The 24,656-nt window shown below is 70.0% G+C and carries 21 protein-coding genes; 13 read left to right on the plus strand and 8 right to left on the minus strand.

The features are described from left to right. Window positions 1–26 precede the first annotated feature (26 nt). From AC6CCG_RS04340 to AC6CCG_RS04350, 3 genes are all read left to right on the plus strand, one after another. Window positions 27–1,919, plus strand: a complete 1,893-nt coding sequence (locus AC6CCG_RS04340) for an ABC transporter ATP-binding protein (RefSeq protein WP_496653220.1) — start codon at window positions 27–29, stop codon at window positions 1,917–1,919. 2 nt (window positions 1,920–1,921) lie between these two features. After that, window positions 1,922–3,733: an ABC transporter ATP-binding protein gene (locus AC6CCG_RS04345; RefSeq protein ID WP_496653221.1), complete on the plus strand. Its 1,812-nt coding sequence runs from the start codon at window positions 1,922–1,924 to the stop codon at window positions 3,731–3,733. Between the two features lie 64 nt (window positions 3,734–3,797). Continuing rightward, window positions 3,798–4,199 carry a VOC family protein gene (locus tag AC6CCG_RS04350; RefSeq protein ID WP_496653222.1) on the plus strand — a complete coding sequence of 134 codons (402 nt, stop codon included), beginning with the start codon at window positions 3,798–3,800 and terminating at the stop codon, window positions 4,197–4,199. 17 nt (window positions 4,200–4,216) lie between these two features. On the opposite strand, the gene AC6CCG_RS04355 is transcribed toward AC6CCG_RS04350, so the two are convergent. Both AC6CCG_RS04355 and AC6CCG_RS04360 read right to left on the minus strand, forming a co-directional pair. Next, window positions 4,217–4,594 (minus strand): VOC family protein, encoded by a 378-nt coding sequence (locus AC6CCG_RS04355; protein WP_496653223.1) that lies wholly within the window; start codon window positions 4,592–4,594, stop codon window positions 4,217–4,219. A gap of 205 nt (window positions 4,595–4,799) precedes the next feature. Continuing rightward, window positions 4,800–5,618, minus strand: coding sequence for a DUF559 domain-containing protein (locus AC6CCG_RS04360; protein ID WP_496653224.1), 819 nt, complete (start codon window positions 5,616–5,618; stop codon window positions 4,800–4,802). A 178-nt stretch (window positions 5,619–5,796) separates the two neighbouring features. Between AC6CCG_RS04360 and AC6CCG_RS04365 the strand changes: the two genes are divergently transcribed. The 5 genes from AC6CCG_RS04365 to AC6CCG_RS04385 all read left to right on the plus strand — a co-directional run bounded on the left by AC6CCG_RS04365 (window position 5,797) and on the right by AC6CCG_RS04385 (window position 12,431). Then, on the plus strand, window positions 5,797–6,975 hold the full coding sequence (locus tag AC6CCG_RS04365; protein ID WP_496653225.1) for an amidohydrolase: 1,179 nt from the start codon (window positions 5,797–5,799) through the stop codon (window positions 6,973–6,975). A gap of 159 nt (window positions 6,976–7,134) precedes the next feature. Continuing rightward, window positions 7,135–8,259, plus strand: coding sequence for a BMP family lipoprotein (locus tag AC6CCG_RS04370; RefSeq protein WP_496653227.1), 1,125 nt, complete (start codon window positions 7,135–7,137; stop codon window positions 8,257–8,259). A gap of 31 nt (window positions 8,260–8,290) precedes the next feature. Then, window positions 8,291–9,916, plus strand: coding sequence for an ABC transporter ATP-binding protein (locus tag AC6CCG_RS04375; RefSeq protein WP_496653229.1), 1,626 nt, complete (start codon window positions 8,291–8,293; stop codon window positions 9,914–9,916). Then, window positions 9,913–11,145: an ABC transporter permease gene (locus tag AC6CCG_RS04380; protein WP_496653231.1), complete on the plus strand. Its 1,233-nt coding sequence runs from the start codon at window positions 9,913–9,915 to the stop codon at window positions 11,143–11,145. The genes AC6CCG_RS04375 and AC6CCG_RS04380 overlap by 4 nt, the downstream gene beginning before the upstream one ends. Then, complete coding sequence (locus AC6CCG_RS04385; protein ID WP_496653232.1) at window positions 11,142–12,431, plus strand: ABC transporter permease; 1,290 nt, start codon at window positions 11,142–11,144, stop codon at window positions 12,429–12,431. Before AC6CCG_RS04380 ends, AC6CCG_RS04385 begins: the two co-directional genes overlap by 4 nt. A 1-nt stretch (window position 12,432) precedes the next feature. On the opposite strand, the gene AC6CCG_RS04390 is transcribed toward AC6CCG_RS04385, so the two are convergent. Genes AC6CCG_RS04390 through AC6CCG_RS04400 form a run of 3 tightly spaced genes read right to left on the minus strand, consistent with a single transcriptional unit; the run spans window position 12,433 to window position 15,022 of the window. Continuing rightward, on the minus strand, window positions 12,433–13,536 hold the full coding sequence (locus tag AC6CCG_RS04390; RefSeq protein ID WP_496653234.1) for an exo-alpha-sialidase: 1,104 nt from the start codon (window positions 13,534–13,536) through the stop codon (window positions 12,433–12,435). Beyond that, on the minus strand, window positions 13,533–14,612 hold the full coding sequence (locus AC6CCG_RS04395; protein ID WP_496653235.1) for an adenosine deaminase: 1,080 nt from the start codon (window positions 14,610–14,612) through the stop codon (window positions 13,533–13,535). The genes AC6CCG_RS04390 and AC6CCG_RS04395 overlap by 4 nt, the downstream gene beginning before the upstream one ends. Beyond that, entirely contained in the window at window positions 14,609–15,022 is a 414-nt protein-coding gene (locus AC6CCG_RS04400) for a cytidine deaminase (RefSeq protein ID WP_496653237.1), read from the minus strand. The genes AC6CCG_RS04395 and AC6CCG_RS04400 overlap by 4 nt, the downstream gene beginning before the upstream one ends. A 62-nt stretch (window positions 15,023–15,084) precedes the next feature. Here AC6CCG_RS04400 and metG point away from each other — a divergent pair, with 62 nt between their 5' ends. Next, a complete protein-coding gene (metG, locus tag AC6CCG_RS04405) occupies window positions 15,085–16,869 on the plus strand; it encodes a methionine--tRNA ligase (RefSeq protein ID WP_496653238.1) in 1,785 nt (594 codons plus the stop codon). Window positions 16,870–17,243: 374 nt separating this feature from the next. On the opposite strand, the gene AC6CCG_RS04410 is transcribed toward metG, so the two are convergent. From AC6CCG_RS04410 to AC6CCG_RS04420, 3 genes are read right to left on the minus strand one after another with little or no spacing between them, the layout of a single operon-like run. Further along, a complete protein-coding gene (locus AC6CCG_RS04410) occupies window positions 17,244–18,674 on the minus strand; it encodes an NAD-dependent succinate-semialdehyde dehydrogenase (RefSeq protein WP_496653240.1) in 1,431 nt (476 codons plus the stop codon). A 22-nt stretch (window positions 18,675–18,696) separates the two neighbouring features. Further along, window positions 18,697–19,917, minus strand: a complete 1,221-nt coding sequence (locus tag AC6CCG_RS04415) for an iron-containing alcohol dehydrogenase (protein WP_496653241.1) — start codon at window positions 19,915–19,917, stop codon at window positions 18,697–18,699. After that, a complete protein-coding gene (locus AC6CCG_RS04420) occupies window positions 19,905–20,948 on the minus strand; it encodes an Ldh family oxidoreductase (RefSeq protein ID WP_496653242.1) in 1,044 nt (347 codons plus the stop codon). The genes AC6CCG_RS04415 and AC6CCG_RS04420 overlap by 13 nt, the downstream gene beginning before the upstream one ends. 125 nt (window positions 20,949–21,073) lie before the next feature. On the opposite strand from AC6CCG_RS04420, the gene AC6CCG_RS04425 reads away from it, so the two are divergent. From AC6CCG_RS04425 to AC6CCG_RS04440, 4 genes are read left to right on the plus strand one after another with little or no spacing between them, the layout of a single operon-like run. Then, window positions 21,074–21,769: a GntR family transcriptional regulator gene (locus tag AC6CCG_RS04425; protein ID WP_496653244.1), complete on the plus strand. Its 696-nt coding sequence runs from the start codon at window positions 21,074–21,076 to the stop codon at window positions 21,767–21,769. Continuing rightward, on the plus strand, window positions 21,766–22,707 hold the full coding sequence (locus tag AC6CCG_RS04430) for a carbohydrate ABC transporter permease (RefSeq protein ID WP_496653246.1): 942 nt from the start codon (window positions 21,766–21,768) through the stop codon (window positions 22,705–22,707). Before AC6CCG_RS04425 ends, AC6CCG_RS04430 begins: the two co-directional genes overlap by 4 nt. Beyond that, a complete protein-coding gene (locus AC6CCG_RS04435) occupies window positions 22,697–23,548 on the plus strand; it encodes a carbohydrate ABC transporter permease (RefSeq protein ID WP_496653248.1) in 852 nt (283 codons plus the stop codon). Before AC6CCG_RS04430 ends, AC6CCG_RS04435 begins: the two co-directional genes overlap by 11 nt. 7 nt (window positions 23,549–23,555) lie before the next feature. Beyond that, window positions 23,556–24,638, plus strand: a complete 1,083-nt coding sequence (locus AC6CCG_RS04440; RefSeq protein WP_496653249.1) for a mandelate racemase/muconate lactonizing enzyme family protein — start codon at window positions 23,556–23,558, stop codon at window positions 24,636–24,638. Window positions 24,639–24,656: the final 18 nt, after the last annotated feature.

Raw genomic sequence — 24,656 nt, forward strand, 5'->3', positions numbered from 1 at the left:
CGTCAAAATGATGTCATCATGACGCCATGATGCTGCGAAATCGGCTGGACCGGCTGGCCTCGTCAGGCCGCGGCGTGCTCACCCTGCTCCGGCTGCTGCCCCGGCTGGACCGTCGGCTGGCGGCGGTCCTCGGTGGCTCCGTGCTGGTGACCGCGGCACTGCCGGTCGCGGCGGCGGTGCTGACCGGCCTGCTGATCGGGTCGATCCCGGCGGCGATCGCGGGTGGGTCGGGCTCCGCCGCCATGTCGGAGACGTTCCGGCTGCTGGTCGCCGTGGGCGCCCTGGTGCTGGTCGACCGGATGGTCGCGCCGGTCGCGATGACGGCGGGCCAGGCCCTCGGGCGGGAACTGGACAGCCACCTCGCCGAGCGGGTGATGGCGGCGGTCGGCCGGCCGGAGGGCATCGCGCACCTCGAGGATCCGGAGACGCTGGACGAGATCCGGATCGCCCGTGGCCTCGGCAGCGACCTGAACCGGGCCGGCCGAGCCGTCGAGGCGCTGCCGCGGGCCCTGCCCTCCTGGCTCCGGGCCCTCGCCTCGGCCGGCGTCCTGTTCGCCCTGCAGTGGTGGCTCGGCGTCGTCTGGCTGATCATCTGGCCGCTGACGTTGCTGCTGATGCAGCGCGAGTACGTCAAGATCGGCGCCGTCGTCTACGGCCAGAGCAGCGCGCTGCGCCGCTCCGAATACCTGCGCGACCTCGTCCTCGAGGCAGGACCGGCGAAGGAGTTGCGGATCTTCGGCCTGCGGGACTGGCTGATCGGCCGGTTCGAGGAGTCCTGGCTGTCCGCGATGCGCCCGGTCTGGCGGGCCCGGCGGCCGGATCCGCGGTCCGTCGGTGGCTCCGTTCTCGCGATCATCGTCGTCGACACGCTCTCGTACGGGCTGCTGGTGGCGGCCGGCCTCGGCGTCGGCCCCGGCCCGGCCGCGCTCTCCCTGGCGGCGGTCGCGGTCTTCGTCCAGGCGCTCGCCGGCGTGAACTCGTTCATGGCCTTCGACGACGACAACGCCCACCTGGCCGCCGCGGCGCTGCTGGTGCCCAAGGTCCTGGCGATGTCGGACCGGCTGGACGCGGTGGACGCGCCGTCGCAGCGGGCGCCTGCGCTGACCCGGCGTCGCGAGGTTCCTCAGGATCTGCCGTGCCGAGAAATCAGGTTCGAGAACCTGACGTTCCGCTACCCGAACGCCGAGAGGGCGGCGATCGACGGCCTCGACCTGGTCGTTCCGGCCGGCCGGTCGCTGGCCGTGGTGGGACGCAACGGCGCGGGCAAGACCTCGCTGGTGAAGCTGCTCTGCGGGCTGTACCGGCCGACAGCCGGCCGGATCACCGTGGACGGGATCGACCTCGCCGACCTGGAGCCGGACGGCTGGCGGTCCCGGCTGGCCGTGCTGTTCCAGGACTTCGCCCGCTATCACCTGACCATCGCCGACAACATCGCCCTCGGCGCGCCGCAGTACGCCGGTGACCGGGACCGGCTGGAGCTGGCCGCCCAGCGGGCCGGGCTGGAGTCGGTGATCGAGGTGCTGCCGGACGGCTGGGACACCGTGCTGTCCCGCGAGTACACCGGCGGCGTCGACCTGTCCGGCGGCCAGTGGCAGCGGGTCGCGCTGGCCCGGGCCATGTTCGCGGTCCAGGCCGGCGCCCGGGTGCTGGTGCTCGACGAGCCCACCGCCGCGCTGGACGTCCGGGCCGAGGCGGCGCTCTACGACCGCTTCCTGGAACTGACCGAGGGTCTGACCACCTGGCTCATCTCGCATCGGTTCTCCACCGTCCGCCGGGCCGACCGGATCGTCGTCCTCGATCCCGACGCCGGCGGCCCCGTGATCGCCGAGGACGGTGATCACGACCAGTTGCTGGCGGCCGGTGGTGCCTATGCCCGGATGTTCACGCTGCAGGCCGAACGCTTCGCCGGACGGAGTTGATCATGATCAAGGAATGGGGTACGAAGGCCCGGCGACTGTGGCGGGCCTACCGGATCTCGCTGGGTTTCGGCTTCCGGGCCGCGCCCGGTGCCGCGGTCGGCCAGTTGATCACCGGCGTGCTGATGGCGGCGTTCGGGCCGCTGCTGGCGTACGGCGGAAAGTTGATCATCGACGCCGTGGCGCAGGTCGACCTGTGGCTCGGCCTGATCACCGGTCTGGTGATCGCGGTGCTGATCGGGCTCTCGCTGCTCAACGTCTTCGTGTACGTGAGCTTCGTCTTCGTCGTGCTGGAACGGGCCCGCGAGCTCGCCGACCGGCGGCTGATGGAACTGGCCGGCGGCACCGACGGGATCGCCCACTACGAGCGGTCCGACTACCTGGACCAGATGCAGCGGATCAGGGAGGACCGGGACGGCCTCGGCACGATGGTCAACGCCACCACCGGCATCGTCCGCGCGCTGGTCGGCCTGATCGCGTCGGCGATCATGCTGGCCGCCATCCATCCGGTGCTGCTCGGGCTGTTGATCATCGCGGTGGTCTCGGTGCTGGTCGGCCGGCGCAGCACCGACCTGGAGATCGCCGCCGACGAGGCGACCAGCGAGTCGGAGCGCCGGCGCCGGCACCTGTTCGCCGTCGGTACCGAGGCCGACACCGGCAAGGAGCTCCGGATCTTCGGCTCCGTGGACGAGCTGGTCCGGCGGCACCGGGCGGCCGCGGCCGAGGTCAACGGCATCCGCAACGCGGCCGGCTGGCGGGCGACCCGGCTCCGGCTGCTGGACGCGGCGATCTCGGCCGCCGGCTACATCGCCGCCGTCGCCGTCGTGATCATGCTCGCACTGGCCGGCCGGGCCACCCCGGGCGACGTCGTCCTGGCGGTCGGGCTGGCCACCCAGCTCGGCGGCATGGTCATGGTCGGCGTGGCGTACGGGACGAGTTTCGTCCGCGGTCTGAAGACGGCGGATCGCCTGCTCTGGCTGGAGGACTATGCGGCGACGGCGCGGCACCGGCCGGTCGATCCCGCGCCGATCCCGGACCGGTTGGGTGACGGGATCACGCTCACCGACGTCTCGTTCGGCTACCCCGGAGCGCCGGGCGGCCGTGGGGTGCTGGACCGGGTGTCAGTGCGGTTGCCGGCCGGAGCGGTGGTCGCCCTGGTCGGCGAGAACGGCGCCGGCAAGACCACCCTGGTGAAGCTGCTGTCCGGCTTCTACCAGCCCGACGCGGGTTCGATCATGATCGACGGCACCGACCTGGACCGGATCGACCCGCACCTGTGGCGGCGCCGGGTCAGCGCGACCTTCCAGGACTTCGTGGCGTTCGAGTTCCTGGCCCGAGAGGCCGTCGGCATCGGCGACCTGGACCGGATCGACGACCGGGACGCCGTCGCGGACGCGGTCGCCCGGGCCGACGCCGGGCCGGTGGTGGCCGACCTGCCGGAGCGCCTGGACACCCAGCTCGGCACGGCCTGGGGCGGCATCGACCTGTCCGGCGGCCAATGGCAGCGGCTCGCCCTGGCCCGCGGCCTGATCCGGCCGGATCCGCTGTTGGTGATCTTGGACGAGCCGACCGCCGCGCTCGACCCGCAGACCGAGCACGCCCTCTTCGAGCGCTTCACCGCCGCGGCGGGCGACGCCCGGAGCCGGGGCGGAGTGACGCTGCTCGTCTCGCACCGCTTCTCCACGGTCCGGATGGCCGACCTGATCATCGTCCTGGACCAGGGCCGGATCCGCGAGGTCGGTGATCATGAAACCTTGATCGAGCGCGGTGATCTCTATGCGGAGCTCTACGAGCTGCAGTCGAGGGCGTACCGCTGAACCTCTTGACGGGGCCTCCGATCCGGCGCATCCTGCGCTCAACAGCTTGGACCGGAAAAGTCCGATGCCGACATTCAGCAAGGTCTCACACATCTCGTTCTCGGCCCGCGACGCCGACCGAAGCGCCCAGTGGTGGTCTCGGGTCTTCGACCTCCAGGAGCTCGACCGGTCCAGCGGGGACGGTTGGCGCGGGATCCTGCTGTTGCATCCCGCGACGGCGACGATCATCGAGTTCCAGCAGCACGACGAGAACCAGGGCGAACCCTTCGATCCTCGACGGACCGGGTTCGACCACCTGGGTTTCAAGGTCGACACCCGCGCCGGCCTGGACGATTGGCTTGATCATTTTCAGCGTCTCGGGGTGACCTGTTCGCCGATCGCTGATCGCGACTACGGGTCCGTCCTCACCTTCAAGGACCCGGACGGCATCCAGTTCGAAATGTTCTACCGCGCGAACCACCCCTGACCGGTCGGTCCTGCCGATCAGGTGGGATCGGCCACGCAGAACTCGTTGCCCTCCGGGTCGAGCAGGGTGGTCCAGCTGTCCAGCACCTGGTGCACGCTGGCACCCAGCCCGAGCAGCCGGTCCACCTCCGCGGACCGGTCCGGCGCCTCGACGTCGAGGTGGACCCGGTTCTTGGTGATCTTGGACTCCGGAACGAGCTGGAAGAAGAGCGTCGGGCCCGGCCCGCCGACCCCGACCGTCGGGTCCGTCTCGGGCGTGAACCCGAGCGCGGCCAGTCGGGCGATCTCCGCCTCGTCGTACGGCAGCACCTCGTACCCGTCCAGCACCGCCGCCCAGAACCGGGCCAGCGACGCGGGGTGCCGGCAGTCGATCACGATCTCTCTGAGGGCGGCCATGGGGCGACGCTAACCGCGCCCCCTCCGCGCGGCAATGGACTTTCGGCGATCACCGAGTCCGGCGGCGCTCCACCATGCCGATCCCGCTCGAACCGACCCCGCGCACGCTGAATCGGCACACCACCCGCGGATGACCGAAATCCAGCGCACACTCGGAGGTTCGGCGCGATAGGGCACGTTCTGGCCCGAGTGCGCTGGATCTCGGTCAGCGTGGCTTTCGGCGCAGGGTCCGCTGGATCGTCTCGATCACCCAGTCCGGGCGTTCGGCGAGCTGGTGCCAGGTGAAATGGAGCAGGGTCCAGCCGGCCGCGGTCAGGTCGCTCCACTTCTGCCGGTCCCGCTCGAACTGGCCCCGCTGGCCGTGCACCGCGTAGCCGTCCACCTCGATCCCGAGCAGGAGCCGGCCGAACGCCGCGTCGATGAAGTACTGCTGGGAGCCGCACCAGACCTCGACGTTGGTCCGCCACCCGGTGATCTTGGCTCTGCGCAGCAACCGGTGCAGCAGGCGTTCGGCCTCCGACCACGGCTCGTCGCGGGACTCGTGCAGCAGCAGGCGCCGTTCCCGGTTGCCGTAGCGGTGCGGGCTGGTCGCGATGGCCTGGTGGAGCTGATCCAGCGTCACCGCACCACGCCGAAGCGCTTCATCGATCCCGTTCCCACCGAGGTCGAGTGCGGTCAGCGCCGGAACGGTGCAGCGCAGCCCTTGGCGTTCCATGATCAGGTCCGGCGCGATGCGGCCGCGGTGCAGCCTGACGCCGGGCGGCGGTACACGATCGGACGAGACTCCGATGGACACGACCGGCACGGCGATGTCCGGCCAGAAGGTGATCCTGGCCGCCGCTGCGCCGAGCAGGACGCCGTCGCCGGACCAGAGCGCGGCGCCGTGGATCCGGACCTCGGGCGAGGTCGCAAGGCCGGGATCGCAGTAGATCCCGGGATAGAGCCGGACGACGGCGCCGCGCTCGGCCAGGCGCAGCAGCTTGCGTTTCAAGTACGGGGACCGGGGTACGAACAACGTGGTCATGTTCGGGTTATGCGCAACTGGAGGCGGTTTCAGCCGGGCCCGAGAAAGTCTGTGGATGGGGGATTCGGTGGGTGCACGGCTGTGGATGACCGAAATCCAGCGCACTCGGCGCGAAAAGGGCCGGGAACACCGCTTTCGGCCCGAGTGCGCTCGATTTCGGTCATGCCAGACTGGGGCGGTGGAACAAACCATCTCTGCGGCCACCGATGCTCTGCGGGACCGGCTGGTCGAGATCCGGCGTGACCTGCACGCGCATCCCGAGATCGGCCGTACCGAGCACCGGACGACGGCGAAGATCGGGTCGCTGCTGGCCGAGGCCGGGCTGGACTTCCGGGTGCTCGCGGTGGGCACCGGCGGGCTCTGCGACCTCGAGCCGGAGGGCGACGCGCCGGTGATCGGGCTCCGCGCGGACATCGACGCGCTGCCGATCTCGGACGGCAAGCAGACCGCCTACGCCTCGACGGTGCCGGGCGCCTGCCATGCCTGCGGTCACGACGTGCACACGACCGTGTTGCTGGGCACGGCGCTGGTGCTGGCCCGGCTGCGCCGCGAAGGCCTACTGCGCAACGGGGTCCGGCTGATCTTCCAGCCCGCCGAGGAGACCACGCCCGGCGGTGCCCTGGACGCCATCGCCGACGGCGCCTGCAAGGACCTGAGCGAGGTGTACGCGCTGCACTGCGACCCGCGCACCGATGTCGGTCAGGTCGGGCTGTCCCCGGGGCCGATCACCTCCGCCGTGGACAAGGTCCAGGTCACTCTGACCGGGTCCGGCGGCCACACCTCCCGACCGCACCTGACCGCGGATCTGGTCGGCGCGATCGGCGCGCTGGCCACCCAGGCGCCGCTCCTGCTGTCCCGCCGGATCGACCCGCGCGGCGGCGTCTCGCTGGTCTGGGGCCGGGTCAACGCCGGCAGTGCGGCGAACGCGATCCCGCAGTCGGGCCAGATCGAGGGCACCCTGCGGGCGCTGCAACTGGCCGCCTGGCAGGAGGCGGAGGGCCTGCTGCCGTCGCTGCTGGCCCAGATCGTCGAACCGTACGGCGTCTCCTGCGAGATCGTGATCAGCCAGGGCGTGCCGCCGACGGTCAACCACACCGAGCAGGTGAGCCGGATGGCCGCCGTCGCCCGCACGATGCTCGGGCCGGACAGCGTGCAGCCGACCGAGCAGTCGCTCGGCGGCGAGGACTTCGCCTGGATGCTCCGGGAGGTGCCCGGCGCGCTGGCCCGGCTCGGCGTCCGGCCGGTCGGCGTCGGCCGGGTGCCCGACATCCACACGCCGTTGTTCGACGTGGACGAGGCCTGCATCGGCTCCGGGGTACGGCTGCTGGCGGGGCTGGCTGCCGGGGTCGATCGCTGATCATCGGCAACGATGGTTACAACTGGGTATCCACCCCGTGCGGGTTTCTCGGCCCCAGCGATCTGCCATTACAGTGCGGAATGACCCGACAGCCAGGGCAAGGATGAGGCGTTGATCCTGGGCTCGGGAGGACGTTTCAGCGCGCCGAGGAGGCAGTACGTGAAGAAGTCTCTCATTGCCGGTCCCGCGATCGCGGCCGCGGTCATCCTGACGATGGCCGGTTGTGCCGAGCCGCCGGGGGCGACGCCGTCGTCGGCTGCTCCCAGCGGCGGCACGTCGAGCTCGGCACCGGCCGGCGCCAGCGACTTCAAGGCCTGCATGGTCTCCGACGCCGGAGGCTTCGACGACAAGTCGTTCAACCAGACCTCCTACAAGGGGCTGACCGACGCGAAGACCGAGCTGGGCATCGAGACCGGCCAGGTCGAGTCGACCAACACGGCCGACTTCGCCAAGAACATCCAGTCGATGGTCGACGCCGACTGCAACATGGTCGTCACCGTCGGCTTCCTGCTCGGTGACGCCACCCTGGCCGCGGCCAAGCAGAACCCCGAGGTCGAGTTCGCCATCGTCGACTTCAACGACCCGGCGAAGTTCGCCGACGTGAAGAACCTGAAGCCGCTCGAGTTCAACACGGCCGAGTCCAGCTTCATGGCCGGCTACCTGGCCGCCGGGATGTCGCAGACCAAGAAGGTGGGAACCTTTGGCGGCGCCAACATCCCGACCGTGACGATCTTCATGGACGGGTACGCCCAGGGCGTGCAGTACTACAACCAGCAGAAGGGCGCCTCGGTCCAGGTGATCGGCTGGGACGCGGCCAAGCAGGACGGCCAGTTCGTGCCCGGCGACAAGCCGTTCGACAACGTGGCCGGCGGCAAGCAGATCGCCGAGAACCTGTCCAGCCAGGGCGCGGACATCATCTTCCCGGTGGCCGGTCCGTCCGGTGAGGGCGCGCTGCAGGTGGCCAAGGCCAGCGGCGGCAAGGTGAACGCGATCTGGGTCGACACCGACGGCTGTGTCAGCGCCGAGGCGTACTGCCCGAACCTGATCTCGAGTGTCTACAAGGCGATGGACGTCGCGGTGAAGGACTCGATCGCCGCGGCCGTGGACGGTTCCTTCACCAACGAGCCGTACGTCGGCACCCTGGCCAACGACGGCACCGGTCTGTCCCCGTTCCACGAGTTCGACGGCAAGGTCCCGGCCGAGCTGAAGACCGAACTGGACAAGATCAAGGCCGACATCCAGGCCGGGACGATCAAGATCGAATCGAAGGCCCAGCCGAAGTAGTCCCCGTCCACCGCCTGAGTCGGAGGGCGATATGTCGAGCACTGCTGCGCCGGAGCCCGGTCACGGGCTCCGGCTGATCGAGATCACCAAGCGGTTCGGTTCGCTGGTGGCCAACGATCGCGTAAGCCTGGACATCGTTCCGGGCGAGATCCATTGCCTGCTGGGGGAGAACGGCGCCGGCAAGTCGACCCTGATGAACGTCCTGTACGGGCTGCTGCAGCCCGACGGGGGTTCGATCGAGGTGGACGGCGTCCCGCTGGTCTCGCGCAACCCGAAGCAGGCGATGGCGGCCGGGATCGGCATGGTGCACCAGCACTTCATGCTGGTCGACGTGTTCACCGTCGCGGAGAACCTGATCCTGGGCCGGGAGCGTTCCGCGCTGCTCGATCTCAGGCGGGCCCGCCGGCTGGTCCGTGAACTGTCCGACCGGTACGGGCTCGACGTCGACCCGGACGCGCGGGTGGAGGATCTGCCGGTCGGGATCCAGCAGCGGGTCGAGATCCTCAAGGCGCTCGCCAACGACGCCCGGTTCCTGATCTTCGACGAGCCGACGGCGGTGCTCACTCCGCAGGAGACCGACGAGTTGATCACCGTGATGCGGTCGCTCCGGGACGAGGGCAAGGCGATCGTGTTCATCACCCACAAGCTGCGCGAGGTGCGCGCGATCGCGGACAAGATCACCGTGATCCGGCGCGGCAAGGTGGTCGGCCAGGCCGATCCGGCCGAGTCCGAGGCCCGGCTGGCCGAACTGATGGTCGGCCGTGCGGTCAGCCTGCAGGTGGCGAAGGAAGAACCCGAGGTCGGCCCGGACCGGCTGGTGGTCGAGGGCGCCACGGTCGTCGCGCCGAACGGCACCGTCGTCGTCGATGATCTTTCGCTGGCCGCCCGCGGCGGCGAGATCCTTTGTATCGCAGGGGTTCAGGGCAACGGCCAGAGCGAGCTGGCCGAGGCGCTGATCGGGGTCGCGCCGCTGGCCGGCGGCAAGGTGTTCCTGGACGGCAGGCCGATCCAACAGTTGTCGCCGCGGCGGCGGATCGACGCCGGGCTCGGCTACGTCCCGGAGGACCGGCAGCACGACGGCTTCGTCGGCACCTTCAGCGTCGCCGAGAACCTGGTCCTGAACAGCTTCGACGAGCTGCCGTACGCCAAGGGCCTGTCGCTGAACCTGAAGCGGATCGACCAGAACGCCACCGAAAGGGTCGGCGAGTTCGACATCCGGACCCAGTCGATCAAGGAACCGGTGGCGTCGCTGTCCGGCGGCAACCAGCAGAAACTGGTGCTGGCCCGCGAGCTGTCCCGGCCGCTGTCGGTGCTGATCGCGTCCCAGCCGACCCGCGGCGTCGACGTCGGCGCGATCGAGTTCCTGCACCAGCGGTTGGTCGAGGAACGGGACCAGGGCACCGCCGTGATCATCGTCTCCAGCGAACTGGACGAGGTGGCGGCGCTGGCCGACCGGATCGCGGTCATGTACCGCGGCCGGATCGTCGGGATCGTCGACCCGGACACGTCGCGCGAGGTGCTCGGCCTGATGATGGCCGGAGTGCCGGCGGACGAGGCGATGGCCTCGGCGTCGGTGACCAGTGCGATCGAGGAGGACGCCATCCTGGACGCCCAGCTCGCCGACCAGGCCGGTCCCGACGGGGAGGATCAGCGGTGACCGCCACCCAACCCCAGCCTTCCGGCACCCCGAACCGCCGGCGCCGCAGCTTCGGCTCGGTGCTGCGCGGCCTGCCCTGGTCGGAGGTGGCGACCACCGCGGTCGCGTTCGTGCTGGCCCTGATCATCGGCGCGATCCTCATGATCGTTTCCGACTCGGACGTGCGGAACACGTTCAGCTACTTCCTCGGCCGGCCGGGCGACGCACTGGCCGCGTCGGCGGACAAGGTCGGTGGGGCGTACTCGGCCCTGCTCGCCGGCTCGCTCGGCGGGTACGGGCCGATCACCGAGACCACCGCGCAGGCGGCGCCGCTGATCTGTGCCGGGCTCGGCGTCGGGCTGGCCTTCCGGGCCGGACTGTTCAACATCGGCGGCCAGGGCCAGGCGATCGTCGGGTCGATCCTGGCCGCCTGGGTCGGCTTCGCGCTGCACCTGCCGCCGGTGATCCACCTGGTGGTGGCCATCGTCGCCGGCGTCCTCGGCGGTACGGTCTGGGGCGGCATCGTCGGCTGGCTGAAGGCGAAGGCCGGCGCGCACGAGGTGATCGTGACGATCATGCTGAACTACATCGCGGCCGGCATGCTGGCGTTCCTGCTCACCACGACCGCCTTCCAGCGGCCCGGCCGGACCGACCCGATCTCGCCCGAGGTGGACTGGAACGCGACCCTGCCGAGGCTGACCGGTGGCCGGCTGCACCTCGGCTTCCTGCTCGCCATCGTGGCCGCGGTGCTGGTCTGGTGGATCCTGGAGCGGTCGACGATCGGCTTCGCGATCAAGGCGGTCGGCGCCAACCCGAACGCGGCCGCGACGGCCGGGATGAGCGTGGCCAGCACGACCATGATCACGATGGCGATCGCCGGAGCGCTGGCCGGGCTGGCCGGTGCCCTGGCGGCACTGGCCCCGAGCAGCAACGGGTACGCGGTGCCGCTGTCGATCGGTCTGGTCGGCAGCGTCGGGTTCGACGCGATCACCGTCGCCCTGCTCGGCCGGGCCCGACCGCTCGGCACGGTCCTGGCCGGGCTGTTGTTCGGCGCCCTGCACGCCGGCGGCCTGTCGATGCAGAGCCTGGCCGGGACGCCGCTCACCCTGACCACGGTGCTGCAGGCCCTGATCGTGCTGTTCGTCGCCGCGCCCGCCCTGGTCCGCACGGTGGCGCCGTTCCTCAAGGCACGCGGGCTGCGGGACAAGGGTGCCGACAAGGTCGTACCGACGAGTGGAGCCCTGACATGACAGCCCCGGTGACCGAGGGCGTGCCGGCGGTGGTGGCGCCACAGCTGGCCGAGTCCGCCGAGGAGCGGCGGCAGCGCTATTCCGCCGGTGTGTTGATCATCGTCGCCGGCGCCCTGTTGTTGATCTTCCTGCTGTCCACCCAGGGCGAGGCGAAGTTCGCGCTGTCCAACGCGTTCGACGAGGTGCAGCTGCCGACGCTGGCGATCCCCGGCGTGGCCACGGTCGCCGTCTGCGGCGTGCTCTGCCTGCTGGCCGGGGTCGGCTATCTGATCAAGCTGCCCGGCCGCTGGCCGGCGGTCGCCGGTGCGGTCGGCGGGCTCGCCTTCGTGATCGGCTTCCTGGCCTGGGCCGCGGCCGGCCGTGACCTGCCCTTCCCGGTCAGCAACCAGCTGGCCGGCACCCTGACCGTGGCGACCCCGCTGATCTTCGGCGCGCTCTGCGGCGTGCTCTGCGAGCGGGCCGGCGTGGTCAACGTGTCGATCGAGGGCCAGTTCCTGGCCGCGGCGTTCGCCGCCTCGGTGGTCGGCAGCGTGACCAAGTCGGTGCCCGCCGGCCTGATCGCGGCGATGCTCGCCGGCGTCGCGATGGCGGCCCTGCTGGCCCTGTTCGCGATCAAGTACAAGGTGAACCAGGTCGTGCTCGGCGTCGTGCTGAACCTGCTCGCCGTCGGCGTCACCGGGTTCCTCTTCGATCAGCTGGTCGAGCCGGCGTCCGGCGAGTTCAACGCGGCGCCGGTGCTGGAGAAGATCGCCATCCCGGGGTTGTCGGCACTGCCGTTCTTCGGGCCGGTGCTGTTCGAGCAGACGATCCTGGCCTACCTGGCCGGGGTCTCGGTGCTGGTGGTCTGGATCGTCCTGTTCAAGACGTCCTGGGGACTGCGGATCCGTTCGGTCGGCGAGCATCCGAAGGCTGCCGACACGGTGGGGATCTCGGTGGTCGGCATCCGCTGGTCGGCGGTGCTGGCGGGCGGCGTCTTCGCCGGTCTCGGCGGCGCCTTCTTCACGCTGAGCGCGACCGGCGCGTTCTCCAAGGAGATCACCGTCGGCAACGGCTTCATCGCGCTGGCCGCGTTGATCATGGGCCGCTGGCATCCGGGCTGGGGCGCGATCATGGCCCTGTTCTTCGGGTTCGTGACCCAGATGGCCTCGCAGATGCAGAGTCTGTCCACGCCGGTGCCGAGTCAGTTCCTGCTGATGCTGCCGTACCTGGCGACGATCATCGCGGTGGCCGGTCTGGTCGGCCGGGTCCGGGCCCCGGCCGCCGACGGCATTCCGTACGAGAAGTAGGTCAGGCCGGCAGGCTCCAACGGACGGCGTGGGCCTCGCTCACGCCGTGGCGAAGCCGGTAGTAGCAGGTGTAGAGGGAGCCGTCGGCGAGCTGCACCGTCATCGGGTGGTAGCCGACCTCCTGCTCGGGCTGATCATCGACCGCCAGCAGCAGTCGACGTTCCACATCCCAGGTCTCGCCGCCGTCGGTGCTGAGCGCGGCCATGATCCCGAACGGTTGCCGCTGGTGTCCGTACGTCGCGAGCAGCCGTCCGTCGGCCAGGGTGAGCAGGTGCGGCGGCCGGCCCCAGAGGTCGGTCGCCAGCGGCAGCGTCCAGCTGCGGCCGCCGTCCTCGGAGTGGCTCGCCAGCAGCCGGCCGTCCCCACCGCGGGCGGCGTCGGCGCGCATGAGCATGAGGACGCGATCCGCGCCCAGGTCGGCCAGGGCGGCTTCGCTGCCGGTGACGCCGTCGAGGTCGCGCGGGACCGGATGGACCCGGATGCGGTCCGGCTCGCCGGGGGTCACCCGGATGACGAGGAACTGGCCTCGCTGAGCGTCCCGGGACCGCTGCCGGGCCGGCAGGAGCACCGTGCCGTCCGCGAGGACGAGGTTGCGGGGTAGGCCCAACGTCCAGCCGGCGGAAGGCAGGTCGACCTCCCGGCGGGTCCAGTTGCGACCGCCATCCGCCGACTTCTGCACGAAGAGCGTGTTGGTCCCCACGCCGATCGTTCCGGGAAGGCCCGGCGGAGCCGTCGGCGTGACGTAGCGTCCCTCCGCTCGGGCCCGCGCGCCGTCGCCCTCCGGCCAGGCCTGCCAGCCGACGACCCCGGTGGCCAGCCAGGTGCCGTCGGGCCGTACGAGGGCCGCCCGATCGTGGCGTTCGCGGGTCGACGACCCCGGCCAGTTGAACGGCAGGGAGGGATCGTCGCAGGACTCCCAGCGGTCGCCGTCGTCGGACACCAGCACGGTCCAACGGCCGCCGACGAAGTAGTCCCAGGCGACGTCGTAGGTCACCGCGGCGGCCAGCCGGCCGTCCGGGAGCACCTCGACCCGTGGGTACGCGGCGGTGCTGCCGGACGCCGACAGCCGGACGTGGTGGGCGTCCAGGTGGACGGGCCGGATCACACGCCGAGCTCGGCGTACCCGGGCTTGATCACGTTCTCGATCAAGTGACCCCGCTGATCGAACGGCAGGAACGCGCTCTTCGCCGCGTTGATCGTGAACCAGCGCACCTTGGCCAGGTCGTAGCCGAACGCCTCGCTGAGCAGCCGGAACTCCTGGCTCAGCGTGGTCCGGCTCATCAGCTGGTTGTCGCAGTTCACGGTGACCCGGAACCGCAGGTCGGTGAGCAGGCCGATCGGGTGATCGGCGATCGAAGCCGCAGCGCCGGTCTGGAGGTTGGAGGACGGGCACAGTTCGAGGGGGATCCGCTCGTCCCGGATGTAGGAGGCGAGTTCGCCGAGCACCGGCTTGCCGTCGGTGTCGAAGGTGATGTCGTCGGCGATCCGTACCCCGTGGCCGAGCCGGTGCGCCCCGCAGAGCTGGACCGCCTCCCAGATGGACGGCAGCCCGAACGCCTCGCCGGCGTGGATGGTGAAGTGGGCGTTCTTCTGCCGCAGGAAGTCGAACGCGTCCTTGAACCGCGAGGGAGGGTAGCCGTCCTCGGCGCCGGCGATGTCGAAGCCGGCCACGCTGTCGTAGCGGTACTTCACGGCGAGCTCGGCGATCTCCAGCGTCGGCGTCGCGTGCCGCATCGAGGTGACCAGCTGGCGCACCTCGATCGGCCGGCCGGCCGCGCGGGCGGTCGCCATGCCCTCGGCGATGCCGTCCCGGACGGCCTCGATCGCCTGTTCCTTGGTCAGTCCCTGCTGCTCGTGCTGTTCCGGCGCCCAGCGGGCCTCGCCGTACACGACGCCGTCGGCGGCCAGGTCCTCGACGAACTCGGCCGCCACCCGGCGCAGCGCCGGCGCGGTCTGCATCACGGCGATCGTGTGGTCGAACGTCTCGAGGTAGCGCACCAGCGAGCCGGACGTGCAGGACTCCTCGAACCAGTCGGCCAGCTTGTCGGCGTCCGAGGTCGGCAGCGGATGATCGATCTCGGCGGCAAGTTCGATGATCGTCTGCGGCCGCAGCCCGCCGTCGAGATGATCATGAAGAGAGACCTTCGGGGCACGCCGCAGCAGGTCGAGGTCAAGGGTCACGTAGAGCTCCTCAGATGGTCGAGGTCGGCGGGACCGAAGGCCTGGGGGAGGACCTGGTCCATGGTCTTGATACCGGACGGGGTGTCGAAGCGGCAATCCGGCGCGGCATGTTCGTACAACAGCTGACGGCACCGCCCGCAGGGCATCAGCGGCTCCCCGAGCCCGTTCACACAGGCGAACGCGATCAGCTTCCCGCCGCCGGTCGCGGCGAGCGCGGAGACGAGGCCGCACTCGGCGCACAGACCGACGCCGTAGGAGGCGTTCTCGACGTTGCAGCCGGACACGATCCGGCCGTCGTCCACCAGGGCGGCGGCTCCGACAGGGAAGTTCGAGTACGGGGCGTACGCGTGCTCGCAGGCCGCCCGCGCCGCCTGCCGAAGCGCCTCCCAATCGAGGTTCTGACCGCTCATCGCACGATCATGCCAGAGGCGGTCCGAAATGCCAGTCGCGGCGCTGCAATAGGGTGACCGCTATGAGTTCTCGCGTGTTGACCGCCGTGGCCTGGCCGTACGCCAACGGCCCGCGGCACATCGGTCATGTCTCCGGATTCGGCGTTCCCTCCGACGTGTTCTCCCGCTACATGCGGATGTCGGGGCACGACGTGCTGATGGTGTCGGGGACCGACGAACACGGCACGCCGATCTCCGTCCAGGCCGAGGCGGAGGGGCTCACCACCCGCGAGCTGGCCGACAAGTACAACCGAGTCATCGTGGAGGACCTGCAGGGCCTCGGGCTGTCCTACGACCTGTTCACCCGGACCACGACGCTCAATCATTACGACGTCGTGCAGAAGATGTTCACCGGCCTGTACGACAACGGTTACGTGGTGCCGAAGGTCCAGCTCGGCGCGGTCAGCCCGTCGACCGGCCGGACGCTGCCGGACCGCTACATCGAGGGCACCTGCCCGATCTGCGGGTACGACAGCGCGCGCGGTGATCAGTGCGACAACTGCGGCAACCAGCTGGACCCGGCGGACTTGATCAATCCGGTCTCCCGGATCAACGGCGAGACGCCCAAGTTCGTCGAGACCGAACACTTCTTCCTCGATCTTCCGGCGCTGGCCGAGTCGCTCGGCAGCTGGCTGGCGACCCGGACCGACTGGCGGCCGAACGTGCTCCGGTTCAGCCAGAACCTGCTCTCCGAACTGCGGCCGCGGGCGATCACCCGTGATCTCGACTGGGGCGTGCCGATTCCCTTGGACGGTTGGCGTGATCAACCGATGAAGCGGCTCTACGTCTGGTTCGACGCGGTGATCGGCTACCTGTCGGCGTCGGTCGAATGGGCCCGCCGGATCGGCGATCCGGACGCGTGGCAGAAGTGGTGGGCCGACCCGGAGGCGCTGGCGTACTACTTCATGGGCAAGGACAACATCGTCTTCCACTCGGTGATCTGGCCGGGCATGCTGCTCGGCCAGAACGGTGCCGGTGATCATGGTGGCCAGGTCGGGCCGATGGGCACCCTGAACCTGCCCAGCGAGGTGGTGTCCAGCGAGTTCCTCACCATGAGCGGCTCGAAGTTCTCCACCAGCCGCGGCAAGGTGATCTACGTCGGCGACTTCCTGCGCGACTTCGGCCCGGACGCCCTGCGCTACTTCATCGCCGTCGCCGGCCCGGAGAACCAGGACGCCGACTTCACCTGGGACGAGTTCGTCCGCCGGACCAACTCGGAACTGGCCAACGAGTGGGGCAACCTGATCAACCGCTCGATCTCCATGGCGCACCGCTACGTCGGCGCGGTGCCGGCCGCCGATGATCTTCGTGATCGTGATCATGAACTGCTCAAGGAGTCCCAGGCCGCGTTCGGGATCGTCGGCGACGCGCTGCGGCGGAGCCGGTTCAAGCAGGCCAGCAGCGAGGCGATGCGGATCGTCACCCAGGCCAACCGCTACCTCTCCGAGGCCGAGCCGTGGAAGCTCAAGGACGACCCGGTCCGCCGCGACTCCGTCCTGCACACCGCGCTGCAGGTGGTCTCCGACGCGAACACGCTGCTCACCCCGTTCCTGCCGCACTCGGCGCAGCGGGTGCACGAGGCGCTCGGCGGCGAGGGAGTGTGGGCCGCGCAGCCCGAGATCCGTACGGTCGAGGAGGAGGGCGGCCCGGACTATCCGGTGCTGATGGGGGATTACGCGAGCGAGCAGGCCCGCTGGGAGTCGGTGCCGCTGCCCGTCGGCCGCCCCCTGGCGAAGCCGGAACCCCTGTTCGCCAAGCTGGACGACAAACTCGCCGAGACCGGCCCCGAATGGGCCTCTATCGCCTGACCCCAAAACAATCCGCCGACCGGTCACAAAAGCAGGCGTGACGCCCGTCCTGAGCTTGTCGAAGGGACGGCGTGTCGCTGCACTCGTGACCGGTCGATCTTGAGCGCGGATGGCGCGCGCCCGAACGGACGGGCAGGTTCTCGAGGGTGTGAGAACCCGCGAACCCCGGGTTGTGGTGGTGTGTACGTTCCTCGACCCCGGTGGAGAAACGCACGCTCCCGCCGGGCAGAGGATGGGACCGGGTCTCGACGATGGCAGGCCGGCTTCCGCTGACCGTCGGTCGTTCCTCGTTGCGCCGGCCCGGGGCAAGGCGTCTGTGAGGGGGCAGCCCCGAGGACGGATGGGCGCGGTCCGCCTACTCGCTTGCCTCGGGGTCAGAGGCCGATGTACTTGGTCTCGAGGAACTCCTCGATGCCGGCAAAGCCGCCCTCGCGGCCGAGGCCCGACTGCTTCATCCCGCCGAACGGCGCCGCCGGGTCGCTGACCACGCCCCGGTTGACGGCGACCATGCCCGAGTCGAGCCGCTCGGCGACGGCCAGGGCCTGGCCGCGTTCCCCGTACACGTAGGAGATCAGGCCGAAGATCGTGTCGTTGGCGAGGGTGATCGCCTCGTCGATCTCGTCGAAGCCGATGATCGTCACCACCGGGCCGAAGATCTCGGTGGTGGTGATCTCGGTGCCGTGCCGGACGCCGGTCAGCACCGTCGGCCGGTAGAAGGCTCCCACGCCGTCGCCCGGTCCGCCGATGATCAACTCGGCGCCGTCCGCGACGGCCCGGTCGACCAGCCCGGCGACCTTGTCCCGCTCGACGCCGGAGACCAGCGCGCCGAGGGTGTTGCCGCGGTCGCGCCCGGGCCCGAGGCGTACCTCGCTCATCGCCGCCGTGATCTTGCTGGTGAACTCGTCCAGCAGCGATCGGTGGACGTAGAACCGGTTCGCGGCGGTGCAGGCGGCGCCGCCGTTGCGCATCTTGGCGATCATGGCGCCGGCCACGGCGTCGTCGACGTCGGCGCCGGGCAGCACCAGGAACGGCGCGTTGCCGCCGAGTTCCATCGACGCGTCGACGACCTGGTCGGCCGACTGCCGCAGCAGCTCCCGGCCGACCTCGGTCGAGCCGGTGAACGACAGCTTCCGTACGGCCTCGTGGTGCAGCATCGCCGCCACCGCCGGCCCCGGCGGCTCGGGCGTGACGAGGTTGACCACGCCGCGCGGCACGCCGGCCCGGGCCAGCGCGTCGACCACGTACGCGGCGGTCAGCGGCGTCTCGGCGGCCGGCTTCACGATCACCGGACAACCGGCCGCCAGCGCCGGGCCGAGCTTGCGGGTGGCCATCGCCGCCGGGAAGTTCCAGGGCGTGATCAACACCGAGACCCCGATCGGCTGCTGGGTCACGACGATCCGCTTGTCACCGGCCGGGGCGAGCCGGTAGTCGCCACCCACCCGGACCGCCTCCTCGGCGAACCAGCGGAAGAACTCGATCGCGTAGCCGGCCTCGGCCTTCGCGTCGGCATGGGCCTTGCCGTTCTCGGCGATGATCAACTCGGTCATCGTCTCGGCCTCGGCGGTCAGCAGTTCGAACGCGGAGCGCAGGATCTCCGACCGCTCCCGCGGTGCCTGGGCCGCCCACCCGGGCCTGGCCCGTTCCGCGGCCTCGACGGCCGCCAGGCAGTCCTCGACGGTCGCCGCGGCGAACTCGGTGATCACCGAGCCGTCGGCCGGGTCGTACACCGGGTACCGGGCGCCGTCGCCGGCGGCGCGCCACTCGCCGTCGATGTAGGAGTCGCGGCGCAGGGTGGGATCGGTCAACGGAGCTCCTTCAAGATCACGATCAGAACGGCAGGGTGCGGTCGCCGTGGTGGGCGGCCTGCACGAGCTGCCGCATGGCGTCCAGGTCGAGCGGGCGCGGGTTGTTCTCGGCCAGTCGTTTGGAGACCAGGCCCTGTTCGGCGACGTAGTCCAGCCGGTCCTCGGTCAGGCCGAGATCGGCCAGCGTCTTCGGGATCCCGATCTTGGCCAGGATCGCGTCGACGGCCTCGATGCCCTTGATCGCGAGTTCCCGTTCGGAGTCGGCCGTCTGGCCGAGCAGGGTGCCGATCTCGGCGAACTCGGCCACCCGGTCCGGTGCGTTGAACCGCATCACGTACGGCAGCAGGACGCCGACCCCGACCCCGTGCGGCGTGTGCGTGATCGCCCCGAGCGGATACTGCAGGGCGTGCGCGGCCGCGGTGCCGGCGACGCCGAGGGCGAACCCGCCCGCGTTCGCGGCGAGCATCGTGTCGGCCCGGGCGGCCAGGTCCGCCGGGTCCTCGACGGCGGCAGGCAGCGCCTTGCCGATCAGCTGCAGGCCCCACCGCGCGTAATGATCACTGATCGCGTTCTTGCCGATGAAGACCCGGCGCTCGCCGAGTGCCGAGGCCGGCCGGCGGACCGCGGTGAACGACTCGACCAGGTGCGACAGCGCGTCGGCCCCGGCGCTGGCGGTGAGCGCGGTCGGGCAGGACACGGTCAGCTCGGGATCGCAGATCGCGATGGTCGGGATCAGTTCCGGGGAAGAGATCCCGGTCTTCAGCTCGCGCCGGGCGTCGGTCAGCACGCAGACCGGGGTCGCCTCCGAACCGGTCCCCGCCGTCGTGGGTACGGCGACGATCGGCAGCACCGGGCCGGGCACGGCGTACTCACCGTAGTAGCGCTCCAGCGGGCCGCCGTGGGCCAGCATCAGGGCGACCGCCTTGGCCATGTCGAGGCAGCTGCCGCCGCCGACCCCGACCACGACGTCGATGCCGCGGCCGGTCATCGCCTCATGGCAGGCGGCGATGTTCTCGCTCGGCAGCTCGGCCTCGGTCTCGGACCAGACCGCCGCCGTCACGCCGTGATCGGCAAGATCGTCGATCATGGAACGGAGCTCGGCGGAGCCGGCCAGCCGGCGATCCGTACAGATCAGGGCGGTGCTGCCCAGCGTGGCGACCTGACGGCCCAGCGTGGAGCGCTGGCCCGGTCCGAAGATCACCGAACGTGGTGCCCGCAACAGTCCGGGACTCACAGTCGACACGTTTCCTCACTTCCTCGGCTGGCTGATCCTGCGGTCGGGGCGGGCGACGGACGCAGCGCCAGCAGCTCCGACCACAGCCCGTCGTCGAGGTCGATCCCGGTGGCCCGCGCCGCCGCGGCCCGCGACTCGCCGCCGTCGCCCGGCACGGTCACCGGACGCTCCGGGTCGGTCGGCGGCGTCGCCCGGATCTGATCGAGGAACGCCGTCACCGGATGCTGGGCGCCCTTGATCACGACGAACAGATCGCCCTTGCCGCTGCGCTGGTCGTCGTCGAGCGTGCCGCGGACGTCGACGTCGGGCGCGGACCCGGTGACGAAGCTGACGACGGCACCGAGAGCCAGCCCGAGCGCGTACCCCTTCGGGCCGCCGAACGGGGCCAGCGAGCCGTGCATGGCGGCGCTCGCGTCGGTGGTCGGCCGGCCCTCGGCGTCGAGGGCCCAGCCCGGCTCCAACGGGACGCCGCGCCGGGCGTGATCATGGACCCGGCCCATCGAGATCATCGAGGTGGCCATGTCGAGCACCAGGGGCTGCGGTTCGGCCGGAACACCGATCGCCAACGGATTGGTGCCGATCATGGCCCGGCTGCCGCCCCACGGATGGACCAGCGGCTCGCTGGTGGTCATGGCGATGCAGGCCAGGCCGCGCCTGGCGACGACCCGGGCGTAGTAGCCGAGCATGCCGAGGTGGTTGTTGTTGGTGATCGACACCGCCGCGATGCCGTGCCGGTCGGCCGCGGTGATCACCGCGTCGAGGGCGTGCAGCGCGACCGGCGGTCCGAGGCCCCGCTCGCCGTCGACCGTGAGATAGCTGGGGGAGACCCACGCGTGCCGGCCGCAGGCCAGGGGATCGGCGACGTCGTTCGCGATTCGGCGGACCAGCCGGGGCAGGCGCAGCAGGCCGTGCGAGGGAACCCGGCGTGCCTCGGCGTCGATCAGCACCGCGGCCTGCTGGTCGGCGTGACGAGCGGTGGCGCCGGCGCCGACGAGGACCTCGGTGGCCACGGCCCGCGCCGTCGCGAGGGGAATCAGCACGATCGCCCTTTCTGGCTGATCGGATCTTGATCAGAAACCGTTGTCACCATAAATCAGATCAGATACGATCAGCAAGCGATCTTCCGGGGACTGACCCGGGGCCGCGCGACCAGCAAGGAGGCGATATGGGCGACGACCGCGCCGAACGGACCAGCATGAGCGATCGCGTGTACGAGCGCCTGCTGGCCATGCTGATCGACGGCGAGATCGAGCCGGGTCAGCGGATCCGGGTGGACGCGATCAGCCGGCAGTTCGAGGTCTCGCAGACTCCGGTGCGCGAGTCGCTGCTCCGTCTCGAGGCCGAAGACCTGGTGGAGAAGAAGCATCTGATCGGATATTCGGCAACACCGCGTCTGTCCCCGGAGCGCTTCGAGGAGCTGTTCGAGGCGCGCTTCCTGATCGAGCCGTACTGCGCCGGCCTGGCCGCGGCCCGGCACCAGCGCGGTCAGCTCGAGGCGATCACCGGCCTGGCCCAGGAGATGCGGACCGGTTACGAGTCCGGCGAACTGTCCTACGGTGCGTTCGCCCGGTCCGACGCCGAACTGCACCGGGCGCTGATCGGCGCGACGGGCAACGGCTACTTCAGCGAGATCTTCGCCAAGTTGCACGCCCATCTGCAGCTGTTCCGGCTGCTGCGCGACTCCTCGGTCACCGAGGACGCGCTCACCGAGCACGACCGCATCATCACCGCGATCCGGACCCGGGACGCAGCCGGCGCCACCGAGGCGATGACCGCACACCTGACCGCATCCAGGTCCCGGTTGCGCAAGGCCTTCGACCAAGATCATCGGGATCGTGAGGAGCCGTCGCAGGCATCATGACCAGCACAGTGATGCGACCAGAGACGATCGCGTCGGAACCTCGGGCGGCGCGCCGGCGGGCGCGCCCGAGACGCCAGAACCTCGCCGGCTGGCTGTTCGTCGGCCCGGTCATCGGTGGCGTGATCTTGTTCCAGATCGCGCCGGTGATCGCCTCGCTCGGCGTCTCCCTGACCAACTGGACCGGACTCCGTACGCCGAAGTTCCTCGGCGCGGAGAACTACGTCCGGCTGTTCACCGCCGACGCCGACTTCTACCGCTCGCTCTGGCACACGGCGCTGTTCACGGTCGCCGTCGTGGTCGCCTCGATCGCGATCGGGTTGGCCCTGGCCGTGCTCTGCAACCAGAAGGTGGTCGGGGTCGGGCTGTTCCGGACCCTCTACTACTCGCCGGCGATCACCAACGTCGTGGCGATCGGCTTCGTCTGGTTCTGGCTGTACGAACCGAACAACGGCCTGATCAACGCGATCCTGAAGGGCGTCGGGTTGCCGGCACCGGCCTGGCTGTCGGACACCAGGACGGCCCTGATCGCGGTGATCATCGTGGCGATCTGGCAGGGCGTCGGCTATCCGATGGTGATCCTGCTGGCCGGGCTGCAGGCCATCGACGGCTCCATCCTGGAGGCCGCGACGGTGGACGGCGCCTCGGCCTGGCGCCGGTTCTGGTCGGTCACCCTGCCGCTGCTGACGCCGAACCTGTTCTTCCTGTCCATCGTGCAGTTCATCTCGTCGTTCCAGGTCTTCGGGATCATCTACGTGATGACCTCCGGCGGGCCGAACAACGCGACCCAGGTCTTCATCTACAAGATCTACAGCGCCGCCTTCGGCGAGGGCCGGCTCGGCTACGCCTCGGCGATGGGCTGGGTGCTGTTCGCGATCATCGCGGTGATCACCTTCATCCAGTGGAAGGGCGAGAAGCGGTGGGTGCACTATGACAACTGAGACCGCCGTCCGGCGCCGGCCGCGGCGTCACCTGACCCGGCGGGTCGTGATCTTCCTGGTGCTCGTCGTGCTGGCCGTCGTCTTCGCGACTCCGCTGATCTGGATGGCCAGCGCCTCGCTGAAGCCGGAGAACGAGGTGCTGCAGTCGCCGCCGACGCTGTTCCCGTCGACCTGGCTGTGGAGCAACTACGCACAGGCGGCCGACGGCCTGCTGCCGTACTTCCTCAACAGCGTCAAGCTGGCCGCCCTGAACGTGGGTTTCCTGCTGCTGTTCGCCTCGATGGCCGGGTACGCCTTCGCCCGCCTGGACTTCGCCTTCAAGGGCGCGGCGTTCGCGCTGCTGCTCTCCACGGCGATGATCCCGAGCATGGTCTACCTCGTGCCGCAGTACATGCTGTTCCGCGAGCTCGGCTGGATCGACACCCACCTGCCGCTCTGGGTGCCGCAGGTGCTGACGCCGGTGTTCGGCACCTTCCTGCTCCGGCAGGCATTCCGCGGCGTTCCGATGGAACTGGAGGAGGCCGGCAAGCTGGACGGCGCCTCCACGTTCGGGATCTTCTGGCGGATCATGCTGCCGCAGGTCAAGCCGGCCCTGGCGGCGGTCGGCGTGATGACGTTCATGGCCTCCTGGAACGACCTGTTCGGCCCGTTGATCTTCCTCAACTCGACCCGGCTGCAGACGATGCCGATCGCGCTGGCGCTGTTCCGCGGCGAGTACTTCACTCAGACCAATCTGATGATGGCGGCGGCCACCCTGACCATCCTGCCGCCGCTGTTGATCTTCCTCGTCGCGCAACGCTACTTCGTGCAGGGCATCACCATGTCCGGCCTGAAAGGGTGACCACCCGATGATCATCACCGAAGTCGAGTCGATCGTGCTGCTCGGCCGGTTGCACTTCGTCAAGGTGCACACCGACGAGGGCCTGGTCGGCCTCGGCGAGATCAGTCCGATGAACGCCGCCGTCACCCACACGATGATCACGGCGGCCCTCGGGCCGCTGCTGGTCGGCGAGGAGGCCACCGACATCGAGCGGCTCTGGCGGCGGCTGTACACCAAGCCGTTCAAGCTCGGCCCGAGCGGTGCCCAGCTGAACGCCATCGCCGGGATCGACATCGCGCTCTGGGACCTGCTCGGCAAGGCCACCGGGCAGCCGGTCTACAAGCTGCTCGGCGGCAAGTACCGCCCGGGCGCCAAGGTGTATGCCAGCTCGATGTCGCGCAGCATGACGCCGGCCGAGGAGGCCGAGCGGGCGCTTTCGTACAAGGAGAAGGGCTTCCACGGCTACAAGATCCACTCGGCCACGCCGTGGATGCACGACGACGGGTTCGACCAGACGATCGCGACGGTCACCGCGGTCCGGGAGCTGGTCGGCGACGATTTCCCGATCATGGTCGACGTCAACAACGCGTACTACCCGCACACGGCGCTCAAGATCGCGCGGGCGCTGGAGGAGCTCGGCGTCTGGCACTTCGAGGAACCGCTCGCCGCCCACGACTACGAGGCGTACGGACGGCTGGCCGACGCGGTCGACATCCCGATCGCGGTCGGCGAACAGGAGTACAGCAGCTGGCAGTTCCGTGACCTGATCACGACCGGCAGGGTCGACATCCTGCAGCCGGACGTGATCAAGTGCGGCGGCATCACCGAGCTGAAGAAGATCGCGGTGCTGGCCGACACGTACACGAAGCCGATCACCGTGCACAACACGCAGCAGACGGTCGGTACCGCGGCCCACGCGCATGTCTGGGTGAGCACCCCGGCCTGCGTCTACCCGCAGGAATACAACATCGAGCACAACCCGATCCTCGACGACACCCCGATCTGGACCAATCCGCTGCTCCCGGTCGACGGCGTGATCACGCCGCACGAGCTGCCCGGACTCGGTGTCGAACTGGACGACGACGTCGTCGCACGTCTCCGGACGGCGTGATCACGATCCGCGCATGGC

The sequence above is a fragment of the Microlunatus sp. YIM B11417 genome, assembly GCF_059617205.1.